The organism is Pseudomonas sp. MF09156, from assembly GCF_059862305.1.
Genome location: NZ_JCBCUR010000013.1, coordinates 26375 through 47093, shown reverse-complemented (window position 1 = coordinate 47093; position 20719 = coordinate 26375). Strand labels below are relative to the sequence as shown.

The 20719-nt window shown below is 61.7% G+C and carries 20 protein-coding genes and 1 pseudogene; 10 read left to right on the top strand and 11 right to left on the bottom strand.

Features of this window, described 5'->3' with window-relative positions; all coding sequences use genetic code 11:
- Positions 1–3 precede the first annotated feature (3 nt).
- Positions 4–1077, bottom strand: coding sequence for a GlxA family transcriptional regulator (locus AC19YY_RS22990; protein ID WP_500604928.1), 1074 nt, complete (start codon positions 1075–1077; stop codon positions 4–6).
- A gap of 271 nt (positions 1078–1348) precedes the next feature.
- Here AC19YY_RS22990 and AC19YY_RS22985 point away from each other — a divergent pair, with 271 nt between their 5' ends.
- The 6 genes and pseudogenes from AC19YY_RS22985 (at position 1349) to AC19YY_RS22960 (ending at position 8467) form a co-directional block, all read left to right on the top strand.
- The gene (locus AC19YY_RS22985) at positions 1349–3196 is read left to right on the top strand and encodes a DUF1302 domain-containing protein (RefSeq protein WP_500604927.1); all 1848 of its coding nucleotides are present in this window, start codon (positions 1349–1351) and stop codon (positions 3194–3196) included.
- Between the two features lie 28 nt (positions 3197–3224).
- A complete protein-coding gene (locus AC19YY_RS22980) occupies positions 3225–4517 on the top strand; it encodes an MFS transporter (RefSeq protein WP_500604926.1) in 1293 nt (430 codons plus the stop codon).
- 73 nt (positions 4518–4590) lie between these two features.
- Entirely contained in the window at positions 4591–5679 is a 1089-nt protein-coding gene (locus tag AC19YY_RS22975) for a M14 family metallopeptidase (RefSeq protein WP_169951296.1), read from the top strand.
- Between the two features lie 54 nt (positions 5680–5733).
- Positions 5734–7374, top strand: a complete 1641-nt coding sequence (locus tag AC19YY_RS22970; RefSeq protein ID WP_500604925.1) for a CapA family protein — start codon at positions 5734–5736, stop codon at positions 7372–7374.
- Between the two features lie 112 nt (positions 7375–7486).
- A pseudogene (locus AC19YY_RS22965) lies at positions 7487–8082 on the top strand (NAD(P)H-dependent oxidoreductase).
- Complete coding sequence (locus AC19YY_RS22960) at positions 8069–8467, top strand: MerR family transcriptional regulator (RefSeq protein ID WP_169951303.1); 399 nt, start codon at positions 8069–8071, stop codon at positions 8465–8467. Before AC19YY_RS22965 ends, AC19YY_RS22960 begins: the two are co-directional and overlap by 14 nt.
- On the opposite strand, the gene AC19YY_RS22955 is transcribed toward AC19YY_RS22960, so the two are convergent.
- A complete protein-coding gene (locus tag AC19YY_RS22955; protein WP_500604924.1) occupies positions 8464–8634 on the bottom strand; it encodes a hypothetical protein in 171 nt (56 codons plus the stop codon). The genes AC19YY_RS22960 and AC19YY_RS22955 overlap by 4 nt on opposite strands.
- Before the next feature lie 148 nt (positions 8635–8782).
- On the opposite strand from AC19YY_RS22955, the gene AC19YY_RS22950 reads away from it, so the two are divergent.
- The 4 genes from AC19YY_RS22950 (at position 8783) to AC19YY_RS22935 (ending at position 13949) form a co-directional block, all read left to right on the top strand.
- A complete protein-coding gene (locus AC19YY_RS22950) occupies positions 8783–9025 on the top strand; it encodes an exodeoxyribonuclease VII small subunit (protein WP_029299452.1) in 243 nt (80 codons plus the stop codon).
- Positions 9022–9909: a (2E,6E)-farnesyl diphosphate synthase gene (ispA, locus tag AC19YY_RS22945; protein ID WP_169951308.1), complete on the top strand. Its 888-nt coding sequence runs from the start codon at positions 9022–9024 to the stop codon at positions 9907–9909. Before AC19YY_RS22950 ends, ispA begins: the two co-directional genes overlap by 4 nt.
- A 110-nt stretch (positions 9910–10019) precedes the next feature.
- Complete coding sequence (gene dxs, locus AC19YY_RS22940) at positions 10020–11918, top strand: 1-deoxy-D-xylulose-5-phosphate synthase (RefSeq protein ID WP_170041652.1); 1899 nt, start codon at positions 10020–10022, stop codon at positions 11916–11918.
- Positions 11919–12053: 135 nt separating this feature from the next.
- On the top strand, positions 12054–13949 hold the full coding sequence (locus AC19YY_RS22935) for a TonB-dependent receptor domain-containing protein (protein ID WP_432754676.1): 1896 nt from the start codon (positions 12054–12056) through the stop codon (positions 13947–13949).
- Positions 13950–14095: 146 nt separating this feature from the next.
- On the opposite strand, the gene AC19YY_RS22930 is transcribed toward AC19YY_RS22935, so the two are convergent.
- From AC19YY_RS22930 to AC19YY_RS22890, 9 genes are all read right to left on the bottom strand, one after another.
- A complete protein-coding gene (locus AC19YY_RS22930) occupies positions 14096–14893 on the bottom strand; it encodes a cobalamin-binding protein (RefSeq protein ID WP_169951315.1) in 798 nt (265 codons plus the stop codon).
- Positions 14893–15312, bottom strand: a complete 420-nt coding sequence (locus AC19YY_RS22925) for a nuclear FMR1 interacting 1 family protein (RefSeq protein ID WP_169951318.1) — start codon at positions 15310–15312, stop codon at positions 14893–14895. The genes AC19YY_RS22930 and AC19YY_RS22925 overlap by 1 nt, the downstream gene beginning before the upstream one ends.
- Positions 15309–15926 carry a GTP cyclohydrolase II gene (ribA, locus tag AC19YY_RS22920; protein ID WP_169951320.1) on the bottom strand — a complete coding sequence of 206 codons (618 nt, stop codon included), beginning with the start codon at positions 15924–15926 and terminating at the stop codon, positions 15309–15311. The genes AC19YY_RS22925 and ribA overlap by 4 nt, the downstream gene beginning before the upstream one ends.
- Before the next feature lie 129 nt (positions 15927–16055).
- Positions 16056–16784: a substrate-binding periplasmic protein gene (locus tag AC19YY_RS22915; RefSeq protein WP_172312329.1), complete on the bottom strand. Its 729-nt coding sequence runs from the start codon at positions 16782–16784 to the stop codon at positions 16056–16058.
- A 66-nt stretch (positions 16785–16850) separates the two neighbouring features.
- Positions 16851–17816: a thiamine-phosphate kinase gene (gene thiL / locus AC19YY_RS22910; RefSeq protein WP_169951324.1), complete on the bottom strand. Its 966-nt coding sequence runs from the start codon at positions 17814–17816 to the stop codon at positions 16851–16853.
- A gap of 18 nt (positions 17817–17834) precedes the next feature.
- Positions 17835–18335 (bottom strand): transcription antitermination factor NusB, encoded by a 501-nt coding sequence (gene nusB / locus AC19YY_RS22905; RefSeq protein WP_029299437.1) that lies wholly within the window; start codon positions 18333–18335, stop codon positions 17835–17837.
- Positions 18332–18808, bottom strand: coding sequence for a 6,7-dimethyl-8-ribityllumazine synthase (gene ribH, locus AC19YY_RS22900; protein ID WP_003176356.1), 477 nt, complete (start codon positions 18806–18808; stop codon positions 18332–18334). The genes nusB and ribH overlap by 4 nt, the downstream gene beginning before the upstream one ends.
- Positions 18809–18898: 90 nt before the next feature.
- Positions 18899–19990, bottom strand: coding sequence for a bifunctional 3,4-dihydroxy-2-butanone-4-phosphate synthase/GTP cyclohydrolase II (gene ribBA / locus AC19YY_RS22895; RefSeq protein WP_169951326.1), 1092 nt, complete (start codon positions 19988–19990; stop codon positions 18899–18901).
- Between the two features lie 15 nt (positions 19991–20005).
- Positions 20006–20680 carry a riboflavin synthase gene (locus tag AC19YY_RS22890; protein WP_169951329.1) on the bottom strand — a complete coding sequence of 225 codons (675 nt, stop codon included), beginning with the start codon at positions 20678–20680 and terminating at the stop codon, positions 20006–20008.
- Positions 20681–20719: the final 39 nt, after the last annotated feature.

Genomic DNA, 20719 nt, shown 5'->3' with positions numbered 1-20719 from the left:
ACATCACAGGCGCTCCAGCCCCAACCCCTCAATCAAATCCTCCCCTGCTTCATCCGCCCGCCAGCGCCGACTGGAGATGCGCATGGTGTAGCGCCGCCGATACTCCGAAGGCGTCAGCCCCGTACTGCGCAAAAACAGGCGCCGAAATGCACTGGCGTCTTGATAACCGCAGTACTCCATGACTTCCGTCAGGTCGATCAGGGTCACTTCCAGTAACTGCTTGGCGCGCTCAACCCGCAGGCGATGCAGGTAATCCAGGGGGGTCATGCCCTCCACCTCTTTGAAGTGACGCAGCAAGGTCCGCGGGCTGGCGGTCGCGGCCTGGGCGACCTCGTCCAGGCTGTAGGGCGTCTGAATATGCTGTTGCAGCCACTGCTTGGCGCGGAACACCACACTGTCGCGGGTTTTTACCGAGATGCCGGGGAAATTCAGGCTTGAGTGTTCAAAGCGCATCGGGTGATAAAGCAGGCCATTGGTCGCGACCTGGGCCATTTCTTCGCCGGCGAAGTGCCGGATCAACTCCACCATCAAATCGCAGACCGCCGCCGGGGCTCCAGCGGTGAACACCGGGCCGTCGACCACCACCGGGCCTTCCATCGCCAATTGCACCTTCGTAAAGGCGCACGCGAACCAATTGGCAATCATCCAGGTGACCGTCGCGCGCCGGCCATCCAGGACACCTGCACGCGCGAGCATCACCGCGCCATTGAAGCTGGCAGCAATCACGCGCCCTTGGGCGTGGTAACGCGCGATGCAGTTCAGCTCGGCGGTGCATTGATCGAGAACATGGTTCAGGTCCGGCACGCTTTTCATCTGCACGCCGGGAACAAACAGGGCTGTCTGCGAGGGCCGCAGGGTTTTGCGGCCGGCGTTGGGCGGGCGCATTTGCGCCAGCCAGTCGGGAAGCGGCAGCTCATTGCCCGCCGCATCGATCAGGCGCCAGTGAAAAAACGCGCCGCGCTTTTCCGGGTTGCGCAACTGCCAGAGGCTGTTAAAGGTGCGCAGCATGTCGATCACGCTAAACAGCGTGCCAGTGAGACTGTGCGGGCCATGCAATAAATCGACGCGGACATTCATGGGCTTACCTGGCGATATTGGATTTATTGTTGGCGATATTAGCCCTGCCTTTTCACGCTGTCTCCCGACCGCTCGCCCGGCCTGCGTGATGCTCCTTTAAAAACAGGGTCGAACCGCCTTTTCACCTGGCTTTTAACAGTCAATTGCCCGGGATTTTTACTGGCGATATTGGCTTTATCGCTGTCGGTACTCGCCTTATTACCGAGACCGCTTCGACGATAGACTGAAAAACACCTGAGCTGCGCAAAGAAAAAAACAAGGGTATCAGTCAGTGAAAACAACAATAAGAAACACCGGCAAGCCTGTGATGGCAGGGTTGGCCACGGCCTTGCTCAGTGCTGGCATCGGCACTCCAGTCACCGCAGGAGAACTGGTGTTCAGTGACCTCAAGTCAGGGCTGGGGAATGGCATGCAATGGCAACATGAAGACACCCGTCTGCAGGTAAAAGGCGCCTTGGCCCTGGGCACAGTGCGACGCATGGACGACCCGAGCCACCGCCTGACCAGTGCCGAATACGGTATGAACCTGTTCAACGACGGCAACCTCAACTACAAGCGCGGCGATGCGGTTTCCACGTCGGCCGAAGCCTACCTGCAAGCGGACCTCAGCCACCGTAACCTCGGGGTTTTCGTCAGCGCAAAGGGTTGGTACGACTACACCCAGAAACACCAGGACGTCGGGCATGGCAGCGTCCCCAACGGCTATCGCTCGGGAGAACCACTCAGTGATTCGGGGTTCGATTCCCTGGCGCGCTTCTCCAATGCGGTGTTCAACGACGCCTATGTCTACGGCAATTTCCAGCCCGCCGGGCATGATCTGCTGGTGCGCCTGGGCGACCAGGCGATCCCTTGGGTCACGCCCACCACCATCAGCGGTGGCTTGCAGGCAGTGAACGCGTTTGACTGGGCCGCCGCACGCCGCGCCACCTCGATTGCCGAAGCCCGCACCGTGCCGATGCCGACCCTGTACGCCAAGCTGGCCCTGACCGAGAACCTGTCGGTGGATGCGTTCAATCAGTTTGAATTGCGCCCCAGTGCCTACTCTGGCTGTGGCACATTTCTGTCGACCAGCGACTACGCCCAACCCGGCTGCAACCAATTTATCCTTAACGGCAGCGTGATGAGCGCGATAGCAGGCCGACCGATCTCGACCACTGACGGCCAGGCCCTCAACAACCCCTTGGATCACGTGGCCCGCGGCCCGGACCATCGCCCAGGCAATAATCAATACGGCGCCAGCCTGCAGTATTTATGGAAGGACGTCGGGTTGTTCGGCTTGTATTTCGCCGACTACAGCAGCCGGGAAGCGCTGACACAAGTCATGCGTACCGGCCCCGGCGTACTGACACCACCGGCCGCGAACGTGGGGCAGGCAACACCTACTGGAGTGGCGGCCTATTATCAACGCGCCTACCCAACCCGCATTCGCCTGTACGCCCTCAACTTCAAGACACGGCTACCGGGTGGCACCGGGATTTATGCCGAATACAGTTACCGCCCCAATCAACCGATCGCCTGGAACGGCGCTGACTTTATTGCCGGGCTGCTCGCCGGCAGCGGGCCGATGGGCTACCTGTCCAAAACCCCGACGGGCTACCTGGCAAGCGGCTACGACCGCTTCCACGTCAGCCAATTGAATCTCGGCGCCAGCCACCCTTTTGGCCAAGTGCTGGGCGGTGCGATGAAGCTATCGGCAGAAGCCGGGTTGAAATATGTACATGACCTGCCCGACACCGACCAGATCCGGTACGGACGCCCCGGTTTTGGCAGTGCGCCCTACGGCAAAGCGGCGAAGTGCACAGGCCCGGCGGCCAGATGTGCGGATGACGGATTTATCACGCCGTTTGCCTGGGGTACCCGTATCAAAGGGGAAATCAACTACAGGAATGTGTTGCCCGGGCTGGACCTGACGCCTTCGCTGACACTCGTCTATGACATCGAGGGGCACGCCTATGACGGGGTATTTTCCGAAGGCCGCTACGCGCAAATACTCGGTGTGAAGGGTGATTACAAAAACACTTACACCTTCGATCTCAGCTACCTGAACACCGGTGGCGGCGATTACAACCTGGTGGCAGATCGAAGCCTGTTAGAGGCCAGTGTCGGTATTCGCTTCTAGCAGTCCCCCTTAAAACAAGGCCATAACCATGAGTTCATTTACCGATAGCCGACGCCCGCTCGTCGTTGCCCTGCTGATGACAGTGGTGATTATCAGCGTGCTGGACAAGACCATTTTTGCCTTCGCCGGCCCGCAGATCATTGATGAGTTAAAGCTCACGCCAGCACAGTTCGGTTTTATCAGCAGCGCGTTCTTTTTTCTTTATTCGATCTCTGGGGTACTGGTGGGTTTTCTCGCCAACCATATGCCGAGTCGCTGGATTCTTTCCGGCATGGCCCTGGTATGGATGACCGCCCAATTGCTCGCGGCCCTGTCCACCAGTTTCTTCACCCTGCTGGCCAGCCGCATCCTGCTCGGTGCCGGTTGCGGCCCGGGCACGGCGGTGACCCAGCACGCCTGCTTCAAGTGGTACACCAGCCGCGAGCGGGTGCTGCCAGCAGCGCTGATCCAGGTCGCAATCATGCTCGGCGCGATTGCCGGAGCGGTCGCCCTGCCCAAGCTGATCGAGCAGTACGGCTGGCGCACGGGCTATGTGCTGCTGGCCGGTGTCGGCCTGGTGTGGCTGCTGCTGTGGCAACGTTATGGCCGTGAAGGCCAGCATGACGATACACGGGACACCCAGGGCGACCTGCTGCCCACGCTGCCCTACAAGCGCCTGTTGCTCAACCGCACGTTTGTCTGCATTACCCTGGTCGCGTTCTGCAGCTACCTGCCCAATGCCTTGCTCTACAGCTGGCTGCCCACCTACCTGCAAAGGGGCCTGGGCATGACCCCGATGCAATCGGGGTACCTGGTGCTGGCCACCACCCTGGGGGTGATCTTTATCAACTTGCTGGTTTCCAGCCTGGCGCAACGCGCGATGAAACGCGGCGCCAGCCTGCGCAAGGCGATGGTTGTGCCGCCGCTGCTGGCGTGCCTGGTCGCCGCCGTCACCTACATCCTGATGGGTTTTACCAGCACCAGCCTGACGGTGACCCTGGGGTTTTTCCTGCTCGGCAGCATCCTCCTCAACCTGCTGTCGGCCTTCGGTTTCAGCATCGTTGCCCACATCGCCCCGGCCCGCCAGCGCGGGAGCATGCTGGCGATCCATATTGCGCTGCTGACCACTGCCGGCATGCTCGCGCCAGTGCTGGTCGGCCAGGCCATTGGCTGGCAGAACGGCGACCTGGTGACCGGCTTCGAGCTGGCGATCGGCCTGTTCGGCATTGCCCTGCTGGTGTTCAGCCTGCTGGGCCTGGTACTGATCGACCCGGAGCGCAGTCGTCGTGAACTCCTTGCCAGCACTCCCAGCGCAGCTTTTGAGGCCACCAGCCCGGCCTAAACCGCGCAGTGATTGCCCACCACCTTGAGCGCTGCGCGCGGCGCCCAGCACGACTGCCAATAGGGAACACCCGATGGACTTATCCTGCTTTTCACAAAGCTACGCCGAAGCTCGGCAAAAATTCCTCCAGGCCTGTGCCAATGCGGGTCTGGAGGCTCAATCTCATCCTCACCCACTACCGGGTATTGATGGCGAGGAACTGGCCCTGGATGTGGTATTTGCCGGCTCACCAAAGGCCACCAACCTGCTGGTCCTGAGCAGCGGCGTACATGGTGTGGAAGGCTTCTGCGGCTCGGCCGTACAGGTTGATCACCTGCGCAACCGCGAGTGGGGGGAGCACTGCCAGCGCCAGGACCTGGCGGTGCTGTACCTGCATGCGATCAACCCCTACGGCTTCTCCTGGCTACGCCGGGTCAACGAAGACAATATCGACCTCAATCGTAACTTCATTGACTTCAACCAACCGCTGCCCGACAACCCAGACTACCGCGCCCTCGCCCCGCTGCTGCTTCCCCGCCGGCAACCACCCACCCTGCTCAGCACGTTGGGCCTGGCCGGATATGCGCTGCGACATGGCACCAAAGCCCTACAGTCAGCCATTACCCGGGGCCAACACAGCCACCCTGAAGGCCTGTTTTACGCAGGCGCGGCCCCCGCCTGGAGCAACCTGCAACTACGCCAGATTATCCGTCGCCTGGGCAACCACTGCCGGCGCATCGGCTGGATCGATGTGCACACCGGGCTAGGCCCGTGTGGCGTGGGTGAGCGGATCTATAAAGGGCTCAACCACCCCAACGATATTGCGCGGGCACGAAGCTGGTGGGGCGCGCAGGTCACGGCCAGCGCAGACGGAACCTCCTCGTCGGCCATGCTCAATGGCACCCTGGATCTGGCCGTGATGGAGGAATGCCCGCACGCGCAATACAACGGCTTGACCCTGGAATACGGCACCCAGCCAGGGCCACGGGTACTTGAAGCGCTACGTGCCGATCACTGGCTGCACGCCCATCCGGATACGGCACAAGCCCGACGGGTGCAGATCAAGCGCCAGTTGCGCGATGCCTTCTACATCGACACCGAACTCTGGAAGCGCCGGGTCCTGGAACAAGCCCGAGAAGTGACTGCGCTGACCCTGCGCGGTCTTGCCACGCGCCTTGAATGACAAAAATGCCCACTATCGGTGGGGTACCCACTCAAACCACAGAGGATGTTCATGATGAGTGCATATTTGGTGCAAGCGTTAAAAGAGGTCATGCAAAAGGTCCAGACCCGTCTCGACCAGCATCAGGATGAGGTCGTCACCACACTCAGCCGCGTAGCCACGGGCGAGCTGAAGATGACCGAGACGCTCAGCCCCGATGAGCAGGAGTGCGCCCGACTGCTGTTCGGCTGGGTGGCGCAGGAGGGCCCGCAAAAGGTGTTTGCCGCGATCCAGCCCGTGCTGGCCGATCCTGCCAAGTTGAGCGCCGGCATCACCCTCGATGAAATCATCGAAGGCCCGCCGTTCGGGATCATCCCGCCGGCTCTCAAGCACATTGACCTGCGCGCCCTGACCCGACTCGCGGTACTTCTGGCCAGCTACATCTTTTATGAGCAATTCCACTACCCACAGCCAGAAACCGGGGTGTACGACATCTCGGGCAAGCCTTTCCAAAAACTCAAATGGCTTTACCGCTACTGGTTCAATCAACTTGAAGTGGCCGAGAAAGGCTCCGGGCTGGAGGAGCTGTTTGAGTCCCAGGCGTTCAACTTCTTCAACCTGAATCAATCGCCGATAGATCCAGGCTTCGGCAACCCGCCTTTGCGTTCGGTCTCGGTTTCATGTGCCGGAGACCTGCTGGCGGTCGATGTCCTGACCCCGGAAAACACCCCGCACCTGTTCGACGACATCACGGATTTCTACAGCAGCGCAGACATCGTCAGCGCCAACCTGGAATCGACCGTTGACTGCCACAGAAAACCGGGACGCCATCAGGCCAAAGGGCAACCGGCCCAGATGAATACATCCGAGGCGATGTTCCGCAAGTTCCGTGACGAGGCGAAAATCAACTTCTTCAGTACCGCGACCAACCACGCCATGGACTGGGATGAACAAGGCGTACTCGCCACCCTCGATGTACTGAAGCGCTCCGGCGCCTACTATGCCGGCACTGCCGCCAGCCAGGCCGAGCAGGATGACGTGGTGGTGGTGGAAAAAAACGGCATCAAGGTTGCCTTGCTGGCCTACACCTTTGACCTCAATGGCCGAGACCCATCGCCTGACAAGGCGTACCTGGCCAACGTGGTGCGCTTCAACGATGTAAACCCGGCGCCCGACTACTCACTGATCGAAAAACAGGTCGCCCGCGCCAAAGCCAAGGGGGCGGACTGGATCATCGCCTACTGCCACTGGGGCTGGGAGTTCGAGATGTACCCCCACCTCAATATCGTGGAAGCCGCACGCAAGGTGATTGCCTGCGGTGTAGACACGATCCTTGGCAACCATGCGCATGTCAGCCAGCCCGCAGAACTTATCCCGCGCCCTGGCAAGCAGGATGCGCTGGTGATCTACGCGTTCGGCGACTTCGTCAGTTATCACCCCGAAAGCCGTAACTCAAAACTGGCCTACACCCTCAAATTCAGCATCGGGAAATTCCTGGGTGTTACTCGCCTGTTCAACGTCAAAGCACTGCCTATCTACATCGTTAACGAAAGATTGGATGACACGCGTTTCAACTGCCGCATCGTCAAATTCTTCGATGTGCTGGAGAACCCGGATGGCTACGGGCTGACCGAGTTGGAGAAGAGCCAACTGCCCCATCTGCGGGACAAGGTGTGGAGCGATATTCTGTCGCCACTTTCCAGCCTCCCGGGCTGATGTGGGCAACAGCGCCAAGCCTGCCTTACACGGCAGGCTTTTTTGTAGGGCCCTTGACTCTCCCCTATACGGCAGACCCTACGCTGAAGATCATTTCCCCAAGGGCTTTCCCGTGGTTCAGCGCATCCTGGTCATCCTCGGCCACTCCTCCAGCACCAGCTTCTGCTCGGCCCTCGCCGAGACCTACCTGCAATCGGCCAGAAACGCCGGGCATGAGGTACGTCTCCTGCGCCTGGGCGAGCTGACGTTCGACCCGATCCTGCACCATGCCTATCACCAGGCCCAACCCCTGGAGCCCGACTTGCTCGGCGCCCAATCCGACATCCTCTGGGCTACTCATCTGACGTTCGTGTTCCCCATCTGGTGGGGCGGTGTTCCGGCGTTGTTGAAGGGGTTTATCGATCGGATCTTCCTTGCCGGCTTCGCCTTCAAATACCGCAAGGGCAAGGCGTTCCCCGACAAGCTCTTGAAGGGCCGCACCGCCCACCTGCTGGTGACCATGGATACGCCACCGTGGTATTACCGCTGGTTCTACCGCATGCCCGGCCTGCACCAAATGCGCAAGACCACCCTTGAGTTTTGTGGCATCAAGCCGATCAAGACGTTGATGTTCGGCCCACTGCTGGGCTCTACTGCAGCGCAGCGCGACAAGTGGCTGAAGAAGGCCCGCACACTCTTTTAGGAAAGGACCTGCATGTACATCGGTAAAGCCGCGCAGTTGTCAGGCACGACGATCAAGGCGATTCGTCACTACGAGGACATCGGCTTGCTACCGCAGCCGCAACGCGAGGGGCGGTATCGGGTGTATTCGGCGCAGAGCGTTGAGCTGCTGACGTTTATCAAGTGCGCGCAGCAGTTGGGCTTCAAGCTCAAGGAGTTGCAGGGGATTCTTCACGGGTACCGTGGCAATGAACTGCCTTGGCAGCGCGCCAACCAGGCGATAGCACAAAAGAAACTCGAGTTGATGACGCAGATCCAAGCCCTGCAGCAAGTGCATGCAGGGCTGGTGGCGTTTGAGGGCAGCCTGGAACAGGCCCAGGGTCAGTGCCAGTTTGCACGTCTGGTGGAAACCGGCACGGCGCGCATCGGCTAGTTCAGCAGGTCGCCCCATTTGTTTTGCAGGACGCGCTCTTCTGCCAGGATTTCCCGCGTCATGCTGCCAACCCATTGCTGGGCAAAACCATTAGCTTCACGCAGCAGTACGATGTCATCGAGCTCGAAGTCGCCGGGTTGGGCCACGTCCTGATGCTCATCCAGCATCTTCCTGACCATTTCATTGAGCTGCTTAGGAGCTGAAGCCTTGGCTGTATGACTGAAAAACCCCGGCGTGCCAAAACGCCCCTCATTTGCCCCTCCACCCCCTATCTGCTAGTGTCGCGCCCGTTTACCGTCAACCGGAATAGCCGCCATGGCCCGCAAAAAAGTTGCACTCGATTTCGAACAATCCCTCGCCGACCTGCAAACCCTGGTCGAGCGTCTGGAGAACGGCGAGTTGTCGCTGGAAGACTCGTTGACGGCGTTCGAGCAAGGTATCGGCCTGACCCGCGACTGCCAGAGCGCCCTGGCGCAGGCGGAGCAGAAGGTCCAGGTATTGCTGGAACGGGATGGGGAGTTGGCCGAAGAACCTTTCGACGCGGAACAAGCGCAATGATCGACGTTTATCAGGCCAGCAGTCAGGCTCGGGTCAATGCTGCGCTCGAACCGCTGTTTGTGGCACCCAGCCCGGAGCTGGCCAGGTTGTATGAGGCCATGCGCTACAGCGTGATGAACGGCGGCAAGCGCGTACGGCCATTGCTCGCCTATGCGGCCTGCGAGGCGCTGGGCGTGGACGCCGCGCAAGCCAATGGCGCGGCGTGTGCGGTGGAGTTGATTCATGCCTATTCATTGGTGCATGACGATTTGCCGGCGATGGACGATGACGATCTGCGGCGCGGCCAGCCCACCACCCATAAAGCCTTTGACGAAGCCTGTGCGATCCTCGCGGGTGACGGCCTGCAAAGCCTGGCGTTCAGCGCCTTGCTTGATCCGCGCCTGAGCGGCGTGAATGCCGAGATCCGCCTGCGTATGGTCACCGCGTTGGCCAGCGCTGCGGGCCCGGCCGGTATGGTCGGGGGCCAGGCGATTGACCTGGGGTCGGTGGGCCTCAAGCTGGACCAGCAAGCCCTGGAATATATGCACCGGCACAAGACCGGTGCGCTGATCGAGGCTGCCGTGCACCTCGGCGCCCTGGCCAGTGGCCGCGCCGAAGCGGCGCAGTTGGCCGCCTTGCAGACCTATGCCCGGGCCATCGGCCTGGCGTTCCAGGTGCAGGACGATATTCTCGACGTAGAAAGCGATACCGCGACCCTCGGCAAGCGCCAGGGCGCCGATATTGCCCGTGACAAGCCGACCTATCCGTCACTGCTGGGTCTCGAAGCCGCCAAGGCCTATGCCCTGGAGCTGTGCGACCAGGCCCTGGCCGCCCTGCGACCATTCGACGCGGCAGCCGAGCCGCTGCGTGACCTGGCGCGGTATATCGTCGAACGCCGCCACTGATTACAGCGGCCTTTACCGCCGCATATCGGCCAAGTTCGGTGCTCTGCGTGGGCAGTTTGCGATGCTTGAGGTAAACTGCCGCCTCTTCTATACCTATAACGATTCGCCTGATGCCCACGACGTTTCAAGAGATTCCCCGCAAGCGCCCGACCACGCCTCTGCTGGACCGTGCTAACACGCCGGCCGGCCTGCGCCGCCTGGGTGAAGCCGAGCTGGAAACCCTGGCCGATGAGTTGCGCCTGGAATTGCTCTACACGGTCGGCCAGACCGGTGGGCATTTTGGTGCTGGCCTTGGCGTCATCGAGCTGACCATCGCGTTGCATTACGTATTCGACACCCCGGACGACCGGCTGGTGTGGGACGTGGGCCACCAGGCGTATCCGCACAAAATCCTCACCGGACGCCGCGAGCGCATGGCCACCTTGCGCCAGAAGGACGGCATCGCCGCCTTCCCGCGCCGCTCCGAGAGCGAATACGACACCTTTGGCGTCGGCCACTCCAGCACCTCGATCAGCGCAGCCCTGGGCATGGCGATTGCCGCCCGTCTGCAAAACAGCGATCGCAAGGCGATTGCCGTGATCGGTGATGGCGCACTGACAGCCGGCATGGCGTTTGAAGCGCTGAACCATGCGCCGGAAGTGGACGCCAACATGCTGGTGATCCTCAACGACAACGACATGTCGATCTCGCGCAATGTCGGTGGTTTGTCCAATTACCTGGCGAAGATCCTGTCCAGCCGCACCTACGCCAGCATGCGCGAGGGCAGCAAAAAAGTGCTGTCCCGCCTGCCCGGCGCCTGGGAAATTGCCCGCCGTACCGAAGAATACGCCAAGGGCATGCTGGTCCCCGGCACCCTGTTCGAAGAGCTGGGCTGGAACTATATCGGCCCTATCGACGGCCACGACCTGCCGACCCTGATCGCTACCCTGCGCAATATGCGCGACCTCAAGGGCCCGCAGTTCCTGCATATCGTCACCAAGAAAGGCAAAGGCTTCGCCCCGGCGGAAGTCGACCCGATTGGCTACCACGCCATCACCAAGCTCGAACCGCTGGACGCGCCCGTGGCGGCGCCGAAAAAGGCCAGTGGGCCGAAGTATTCCGGTGTGTTTGGCGAATGGCTGTGCGACATGGCCGCCGCTGATCCGCGTCTGGTGGGCATTACCCCGGCGATGAAGGAAGGCTCCGACCTGGTGGCGTTCAGCGAGCGTTTCCCGCTGCGCTACTTCGACGTGGCGATTGCCGAGCAACACGCAGTGACCTTTGCCGCTGGCATGGCCTGCGAAGGCGCCAAGCCCGTGGTGGCGATCTACTCCACGTTCCTGCAACGCGGTTATGACCAGCTTGTCCACGATGTGGCGGTGCAGAACCTCGACGTGCTGTTCGCCATCGACCGCGCCGGCTTGGTGGGCGAAGACGGCCCGACCCACGCCGGCAGCTTTGATCTGTCGTACTTGCGCTGCATCCCCGGCATGCTGGTGATGACCCCAAGCGACGAGAACGAGCTGCGCAAGATGCTCAGCACCGGCCACCTGTACAACGGCCCCGCAGCGGTACGCTACCCCCGTGGCAACGGCCCGAATGCGCTGATCGAGAAAGACCTGGAGCCGATCGAGATCGGCAAGGGCATCGTGCGGCGCCAGGGCAGCCAGACTGCGTTCCTGGTATTCGGCGTGCAACTGGCCGAAGCCCTGAAAGTGGCGGAAAAAATCGACGCCACCGTGATCGACATGCGCTTCGTCAAACCCCTGGATGAAGCCCTGGTGCGCGAGATTGCCGGCAGCCATCAATTGCTGGTAACGGTTGAAGAAAACGCCATCATGGGCGGCGCCGGTGCGGCAGTCAGTGAGTTCCTGGCGCGGGAGAATATCCTCAAGTCGGTGCTGCACCTGGGTTTGCCGGACATTTATGTGGAGCACGCCAAGCCGGCGCAGATGCTGGCTGAGTGCGGGCTGGATGAAGCGGGGATCGAGGCTGCGGTTCGCCAGCGCATGGCCTTGCTCGGCCTGTAAACCGGATCAAATTGTGGGAGCTGGCTGGCCTGCGATAGCATCACCCCGGTCTATCTGAAAGACCGAGGTGTCTGCATCGCAGGCAAGCCAGCTCCCACATTTGTTTTGTATTGCCTTGGAACCCATGGACGGCCCATGAAACACCTTCGACTTGCCCTGCCACTCCTGCTCCTACCCACTCCAGAGCTGCTCGCCGACACCCGCGACGCCGCCCTGAAGCTCCCCGATGTGGTCATCAGCGCCAACCGCCAGGTGCAGGCGCGCAATGACAGCAGCGCCGCCAACACCGTATTCACTCGCGACGATATCGACCGCCTGCAACCCTCCAGCGTGACCGACCTGCTCAGCCGCGTGCCCGGTGTACAAGTGGCGCGGACCGGTGGCCGGGGCAGCTTGCCGGGGATCTTCATACGCGGCACAAAGTCGGCGCAAAGCCTGGTGCTGGTGGATGGCCAGCGGATCGCCAATGCCACCTCTGGCGACAGTGGCCTGCAATACTTGAATGTCGACCAGATTGAACGGGTGGAAGTGCTGCGCGGATCGCGCTCGGTGATTTACGGCAGTGACGCGATTGGCGGGGTGATCCAGATATTTACCCGACGCAATGCCGGACCAGGCCTGCAACCGCGCCTGAAGTTGGGCTTTGGCAGCAACAACACCTGGGAGCGCAGCCTGGGCCTGTCGGGCGGTGATCAACGCACGCGCTTCAACCTGGGCGCGAGCCTGGATGACACCGCCGGTATCGACTGGAGCCACGCCTCCTTCCCCAGCGACCGCGACCATGATGCCTATCGCAATAAGTCGCTGAGCTTGAACCTTAGCCATGAGTTCAGCGATGAGCTGGAGGTGGGTTTTAACCTGCTGGATAGCCGGGGCAAGTCGGAATATGACAACAGCTTTGGACGCTATGATTTCGCCACGGGGCAAAGTGTCGGCCAAAAGCCCTATACCGACTACACCGTCAGCAGCGCCAGCGCTTACATCGACGCCCAACTCAACGAGGCCTGGCAGACCCGTGTAGAGCTGGGCCACAGCGAAAACCGCGACACCAAGCGCGACAAGCTCAGCACTGACTTCAGTGTGTTCAACACCTATCGCGACTCGATCAACTGGCAGAACGACCTGACGCTCGACCAGCAGAACAGCCTGATTCTGGGCGGTGATTGGTATGAAGACCGCTTTCACGGCAGCACCACGTTCAGCGAAAACAGCCGCTGGAACCGTGCCGCATTTATCCAGCATCGTTTCAAGGGCGAGTGGTTTTCCACCGAACTGGGGCTGCGCCGCGACCAGAACCAGCAATTTGGCGGGCAGAACAGCTGGAGCGGCACCCTGACCTTGCCAGTCAACAGCGATAACGACGTATTGCTGAGTTACAGCGAAGGGTTTCGCGCACCGACTTTCAATGACCTGTACTACCCCGACACCCAGTACAGCAATCCGAACCTGCAGCCAGAGACATCGAAAAGCTATGAACTGCAATGGCGCAGCCAGCTCAGTGACAGCACACGCCTGGAAGCCTCGCTGTACCGCACCGACTTAAAAGACGCGATCATCCTCGACGCCAGCAGCAAGCCACAAAATGTCGCCACCGCCCGCATCAACGGCTTCGAAGCCGCCCTCAAGCAGGAGTTCTTCGGCTGGCAAGGCAACCTCGGCCTGTCGATCATCGACCCGCGCGACCGCAACAGCGGCCACACCCTGGCCCGTCGTGCCCGGCGCACCCTGAACCTGGACCTGGATCGGCAGTTCGACCAATTGAGCCTGGGCGCCAGTTGGCAGGCCATCAGCAGCAGCTACGACGCCGAAGACAACCAGAACCGGCTAGCGGGCTATTACCTGGTGGGATTGCGCAGCGGCTGGGCGCTGAATCGGGAAGTGGCGCTGTCGCTGAAGGTCGATAACCTGTTGGATCGCCGCTATACACGGGCGTGGTACAGCTATGACGATCCGAACTTCGCGAACAACCAGCCGTACCGCGAAGAAGGCCGGACGTGGATGCTTGGGGTGACGTGGACGCCGCAGCTCTGAGGTTGTCCGGGCCGACGCCATTGCAGGCAAGCCAGCTCCCACATTTGTTCTGTGGTGTGGCCAAAATATTCTGCACTGCCGAGCTCCCACCTTTTGATGTGTGAATACAGTCAAATGTGGGAGCTCGCTTGCCTGCGATAGCGGTCTTAGCGGTTCGGCGCAATCACCTGACACAACCTCGCCACCGCCTCCACCATCTGCCCACTGGGCCGCTCCAGCCCTTTATCCGGCACGATCAGCAAGCGCCCCTGGACCACCGCCGCCACCTGGGGCCAGGCCTTCCAGTCGTCCAGTTGCGCTTGATCCGCCGCCAGGATCACCTGGGGATCACGCTGCAACACCGACTCGATATTGACCTGCGGGGCTGGCAACTTGAGGTCGTCAAACACATTGCGCGCGCCACATACGCTAAGCGCATCGCTGATGATCTGCCCACCGCCCACGGTGTACAGCGGTTGGTTCCAGACCTGGTAGAACACGCGCAACGGCTCGCTACGCTGATAACGCTGGCGCAACTCGGCCAAGCGTTGACGCAAGCGGTCGGCCAGTTGGCGACCGGCTTCGGCGCGGCCCAACTGTTGGGCGATGGCTTCGACCTGGCTGCTCAGTTGTTCAAGGCTATGGGGTTCGGCGACGTAGATCGGGATGTTCAAGCGCTTGAGCTGCTCGCGCTGGGCGGGGCCGACGCTGCCGGGCCAGAGCAGCAACAAGTCAGGCTGCAGGCTGAGCAGCCGCTCCAGATCCAACTGCCCATAACGGCCCACCGAGGGCACATTGCGCAGCGCGTCAGGCCGTTCGCCGCCGTCGAGCACGCCCACCAGCAGATCGCTCGCACCCAGCTCAACGACGATTTCAGATAGGGACGGTGCGAGGCTGACCACCCGCTCGACCGCCGCCGCCGACGCGCTGGCGGCCAGCAGCAGAACCGCCAGCCACAAGCGCATCAACCGAGCTGACGCGGGATGCGATAGAGGTAGAACAGCACCAGGGTCGACAAGGCCAGGAGAAACAGCGGCACTGCCTCCAGGCCGACGAACACGGCCAGCGCACCGATCCAGGCCGGGAACGCCGCGACCAGCAGCGCCGTGCGTCGACGAGCCGCGAGGGTGATCCAGGCGGCGGGCTCTTCAGGTGTATCCAGGGCCTTGGAGGTGGCAATCAGCGCATGTTTATAGCCATGGAAGTAACGCAGGCTGGCAAACATCGAGGCAACGCCGGCGATAAAGAACGGCATCGCCAACACTGGCAACAGCGGCTCGCCCTGACCAAACACCAGGTTGATCACGAACAACGGCAGCAACGCCAGCGCCAGGTACTGCCACCAACTGAAGGACAGCCGCCGCTTGACCTGGCCGCGCGTCACGCCCGGTCGACCTCGCCCTGATGCTCGTTGCCCATCATATGGTCGAGCTTGCTGGCTTTGGTCGCCAGGTAGAGTTTGTTGTGCGGGTTATGCCCGGTGTGCAGCGGCACGCGCTCGGCAACGGTGATGCCCATCTCGGTCAAGGCGTTGACCTTGCGCGGGTTGTTGGTCATCAGGCGCAGGGACTGGATGCCCAGGTGTTCGAGCATCGGCAGGCAGATGCCGTAGTCGCGCTGATCGGCGGCAAAGCCCAGGCGCTCATTGGCTTCTACGGTGTCGGCGCCGCCGTCTTGCAGTTCGTAGGCGCGGATCTTGTTCAGCAAACCAATGCCCCGGCCTTCCTGGCGCAGATACAGCAGCACGCCACGGCCCTCACGGGCGATGGCTTGCAAGGCGGCTTCCAGTTGCGAACCGCAGTCGCAGCGCTGGCTGAACAGTGCGTCACCGGTCAGGCATTCGGAGTGCACGCGGCCCAGGACCGGGGCGCCATCGGCCACATCGCCCAGGCTGAGCACGACATGCTCGCGCCCGGAGGCTTTTTCAAGAAAGCCATGCATGGTAAACGTGGCAAAAGGGGTAGGCAGCTTGGAAGCAGCGACGAAAACGACGGGCACCGTGTGCTCCTGATTTCAGATTTCACAGAGGCAGGCATTGTAACAGCACGTTCCTACAGACGCTTAAGCTGAATTATCGCTGATAAAGATCAATCGGTTCGATTGGCCTTTGCCTTGGTTCTATGGGCGTCAAAACGGATACGGCTGATTCCAGCGCTGGAAAATCGGTTTCAACTCGCCACTTTTCACCAGCGCCTCCATGCGCCGGTCAAACAACGCCATCAGCGCCCGCCCCCGCTCATTGTCGGTAAACCCCAGGAACAACGGCAGTTCGGCAATGTGCGTGAGCTTGAACGCGGACGGGTCGTCGGCTTGGCCCAGGATGTATTTCAATTCGGCCAGGGCATCGATGTAGAAGTCGGCCCGCCCGTGCTGGAGCATCGGCAAAATCCCGCCACGACGCTCGATCTGGTTGAAACGATGAATATTGGGCAGGTACTCCTCGTACTTGTAGCCGCGCACCCAGGCCAGGCGGTAAGTACCCAGGGTCACCAGGGTCGGTACGGGGCTGCCCGCCAGGCCCAGGGCGTAGATGTGGTCGGCGTCATAGTTCCAGCGGGCGTACAGCACGCCTTCGGTTTCATCATGATAGGAGCCGACCCAGGCATCCACTTCGCCCCGCCGTGCCAGGCCGACTGAGCGGGTGTAGGGCACGCTGCGAATCTTGACCTTGACCCCGGCCGGCTCGAAGATTTCCCGCAACACATCCCAGGCCAGGCCGCTGCCGTCGGCGTTGGTGTAGTCATTCCAGGTTTCACTGGCCAGACGGATCTGGCTGGGCACTTCAGAGCTGTCATCGGCCCATACGCCAGGCGCGACAACACACAGCAGGATCAGCAACCAGCGACGTAGCCCCATGATGACGTCCTCCTGGGAAAAGCGATCTGTTCTACAACGCTGTAAAGGGTAGCGCAGCCCGCCGTGTCACGGCGCCTGGCGAAAATGCTGATAGCCGCGCACGGCCGGGGTGATGTCGTGGCCGCGGGCATCCAGCAGCCTGACGCCCGCCCCCGCTTCCACACGCCCGACAACCTGCACCGGCCAACCGTCGGCCAGCAACGGCGCCAGCTCAGCGGGCGGCAGGGTGAACGCGAGGACATAATCGTCGCCACCGCTCAAGGCGGCAGCCCGCGCACCGTCATCGCCGAGAAAGGCCAGCAGCGCCGCCGACAGCGGCAGCCGTTGCCGCTCGATCACCAGGCTTACGCCTGACGCCTTGGCGATATGCCCGCAATCGGCTAGAAGGCCGTCGGAAATATCCAACGCAGACGTCGCCTTGCCACGCAACGCTATGCCCAGGGCCAACTGCGGTTGCGGCGACCAGTAATGGCCCAGCAACGGTTCGGCGACATCCGCCGCGGCACTACGCTGGCCCAACACCAACGGCAAGGCTGCGGCGGCATTGCCCAGGTCACCGCCGACACACAGCAGGTCGCCCGGCTGCGCGCCACTGCGAGTCAACGCCAGGCCCGCCGGGACACGGCCAAACACGGTGACGGTCAGGCTCAGCGGCCCACGAGTGGTATCGCCGCCCACCAGGCCCACGCCGCAGCGCTGGGCCATGGCGTTCAAACCCTGGGCATAGCGCTGCAACCAATCGGCCGCGACCGTCGGTAGGGTGAGTGCAAGGGTAAAGGCCAGGGGATTGGCGCCCATGGCCGCCAGATCGCTGACTGCCACCGCCAGCGAGCGCTGGCCGAGCAGGAACGGATCGCAGGGGTCGGCAAAGTGCACGCCGGCCACCAGGGTATCGGTGGAAATTGCCAGCTGTTCCCCGGGGGGAACCGCCAGCAAGGCGCAGTCGTCGCCGATCCCCAGGGCAATGCCCTCGCCGCCTTGCGCACAGGGCGCGGCGGCGAAGTAGGTGCGGATCAGCTCGAACTCGCCCATCAGGGAGCCAAGCGCAGGTTAGCGCTTGTACGCCTTCACTTCGGCTTCACGCAGGCGCGGGGCCAGCTTGTCGAGCACGCCGTTGACGAACTTGTGACCGTCGGTCGAACCGTAGACTTTCGCCAATTCGATACCTTCGTTGATCACTACGCGGTAAGGCACGTCAACGCGCTTGAGCAGCTCCCAGGTGGACAGGCGCATCACGCACAGTTCAACCGGGTCCAGCTCTTCGAGGGTCAGGTCCAGGCAGGGTGCCAGGGCTGTGTCGATCTCGCTCAGATTGGCATGCACACCGTGCAGGATGTCGTGGAAGTACGGCAGGTCGGCGAAGGTAAAATCGTTGTCGACGCGAAACTGCGCTTCGATTTCGTTCAGCGAAGTACCCGCCATCTGACGCTGATACAGCGCCTGGGTCGCCAACTGACGGGCAGCCCGGCGCTTTTCGTTCTTCGATGGTTTGCCGGCGTCCGCAGGACGTGGCTCGCGCGGGTTGAAACGATCGCTCTCGTCGGAAATCACTTGGCCTCCAACTGCGACAGCAGGCTGACCATTTCCAGCGCGGACAGGGCAGCTTCAGCGCCTTTGTTACCGGCCTTGGTGCCGGAACGCTCGATGGCTTGCTCGATGGAATCAACAGTCAGGACGCCGAAGGCCACTGGCACGCCGAACTCCATGGACACCTGGGCCAGGCCCTTGGTGCACTCGCCAGCCACGTATTCGAAATGCGGGGTGCCGCCACGAATGACCGCGCCCAGGGCGATGATTGCTGCGTATTCGCCTTGTTGCGCGACTTTCTGCGCAACCAGTGGAATTTCGAAGGCGCCAGGGGCACGGATAATCGTGATATCGCTTTCGCTCACACCGTGGCGAACCAGGGCGTCCACGGCACCGCTTACCAGGCTTTCAACCACGAAGCTGTTGAAGCGGCCAACCACCAGGGCGTAGCGGCCTTTGGGGGCGATGAAGGTACCTTCGATGGTCTTCAGGGTCATTCGACAAATCTCTTAAAGAGCCGGGACGCGTATCTGACGCGCCCCTTAGTGATATTTGAACCGCGAACAAGGTGCGACAATCGCCGGCCTTTATTCGGAGGGCACGTATTCTACTACTTCCAGGTCGAAACCGGATATCGCATTAAATTTCATTGGCGCACTCATCAAGCGCATTTTGCGCACGCCCAGGTCACGCAGGATCTGCGAACCGGCGCCGACGATGCTGTAGGTGGTCGGTTTTTTCACCGGCACCTGGTCAGCGCTTTCGCGGATATGGGCCAGCAGCACGTCGCCATCCACCGGGTTACCCAACAGCAGCACGACCCCGCTGCCCGCCTCGGAAACCGCAGCCATGGCGGCTCGCAGGCTCCAACGGCCCGGCTGCTTGACCATCAACAGGTCGCGCAGCGGGTCCATGTTGTGCACGCGCACCAGGGTCGGCTCTTCGGCGCAGATGTTGCCCAGGGTCAGCGCCATGTGCACGTCGCCTTCCACCGAATCACGGTAGGTCACCAGGTTGAAATGCCCCAGTTCGCTGTCCAGCGGCTGCTCGGCAATCCGCTGAACGGTACGTTCGTGGATCATCCGGTAGTGAATCAGGTCGGCGATGGTGCCGATCTTGATGTTGTGCTCGGCGGCAAAGGCTTCCAGCTCCGGGCGACGGGCCATGGTGCCGTCGTCATTCATCACTTCGCAGATCACCCCGCTCGGCTCGAAACCGGCCATGCGCGCCAGGTCGCAGGCAGCTTCGGTATGGCCGGCACGGGCCAGGGTGCCACCGGGCTGGGCCATCAGCGGGAAGATGTGGCCAGGGCTGACAATGTCTTCGGCCTTGGCGTCTTTGGCAGCCGCGGCTTGCACGGTGCGGGCGCGGTCAGCGGCAGAGATGCCGGTGGTCACGCCGGTGGTCGCTTCAATCGAGACGGTGAACTTAGTGCCAAACCCAGAACCATTGCGCGGTGCCATCAGCGGCAGCTTGAGCAGTTCGCAGCGCTCGCGGCTCATGGGCATGCAGATCAGGCCACGGGCGTGCTTGGCCATGAAGTTGATGTGTTCAGGCTGGCACAACTCGGCGGCCATGATCAGGTCGCCTTCGTTCTCGCGGTCTTCGTCATCCATCAGGATGACCATCTTGCCTTGGCGGATATCTTCAACCAGTTCTTCGATGCTATTGAGCGCCACGCGGCACCCCCTTGGTCAGGATTTCAGGTAGCCGTTAGCGGCCAGAAAACTTTCGGTGATGTTACTCGGCCCTTGAGAAAGGCTTGGCTCTGCGGCCTTATCGCCAAGCAGAAGGCGCTCCAGGTAACGGGCAAGCAAGTCGACTTCCAGGTTCACCCGGCGACCTGGCTGGTAAGACGCCATGATGGTTTCGCTGAGGGTGTGGGGAATGATGGTCAGTTCGAATTCGGCGCCATTGACGGCGTTCACGGTCAGGCTGGTGCCGTCGACGGTGATCGAGCCTTTGTGGGCGATGTACTTGGCCAATTCTTTCGGCGCACGGATGCGAAATTCCACGGCCCGCGCGTTTTCGCTGCGTGCCACTACTTCGCCGACGCCGTCGACATGGCCGCTGACCAGGTGGCCGCCCAGGCGGGTGGTCGGGGTCAGGGCTTTTTCCAGGTTGACCGGGCTGCCGGCCTTGAGGTCATTCATCGCGGTGCAGTCCAGGGTTTCCCGGCTGACGTCGGCGGCAAAGCCATTGCCCGGCAGTTCGATGACGGTCAGGCACACGCCGCTGACGGCGATGCTGTCGCCCAGCTTGACGTCGCCAAGGTCCAGCTTGCCGGTTTCAACCAGCAGGCGCACGTCGCCGCCTTTGGGGGTCATGGCGCGGATGCTGCCGATGGATTCGATAATGCCGGTGAACATGGCCTTCTCCTGGAAAACGGTACGGGCGCCTGGGCGCCC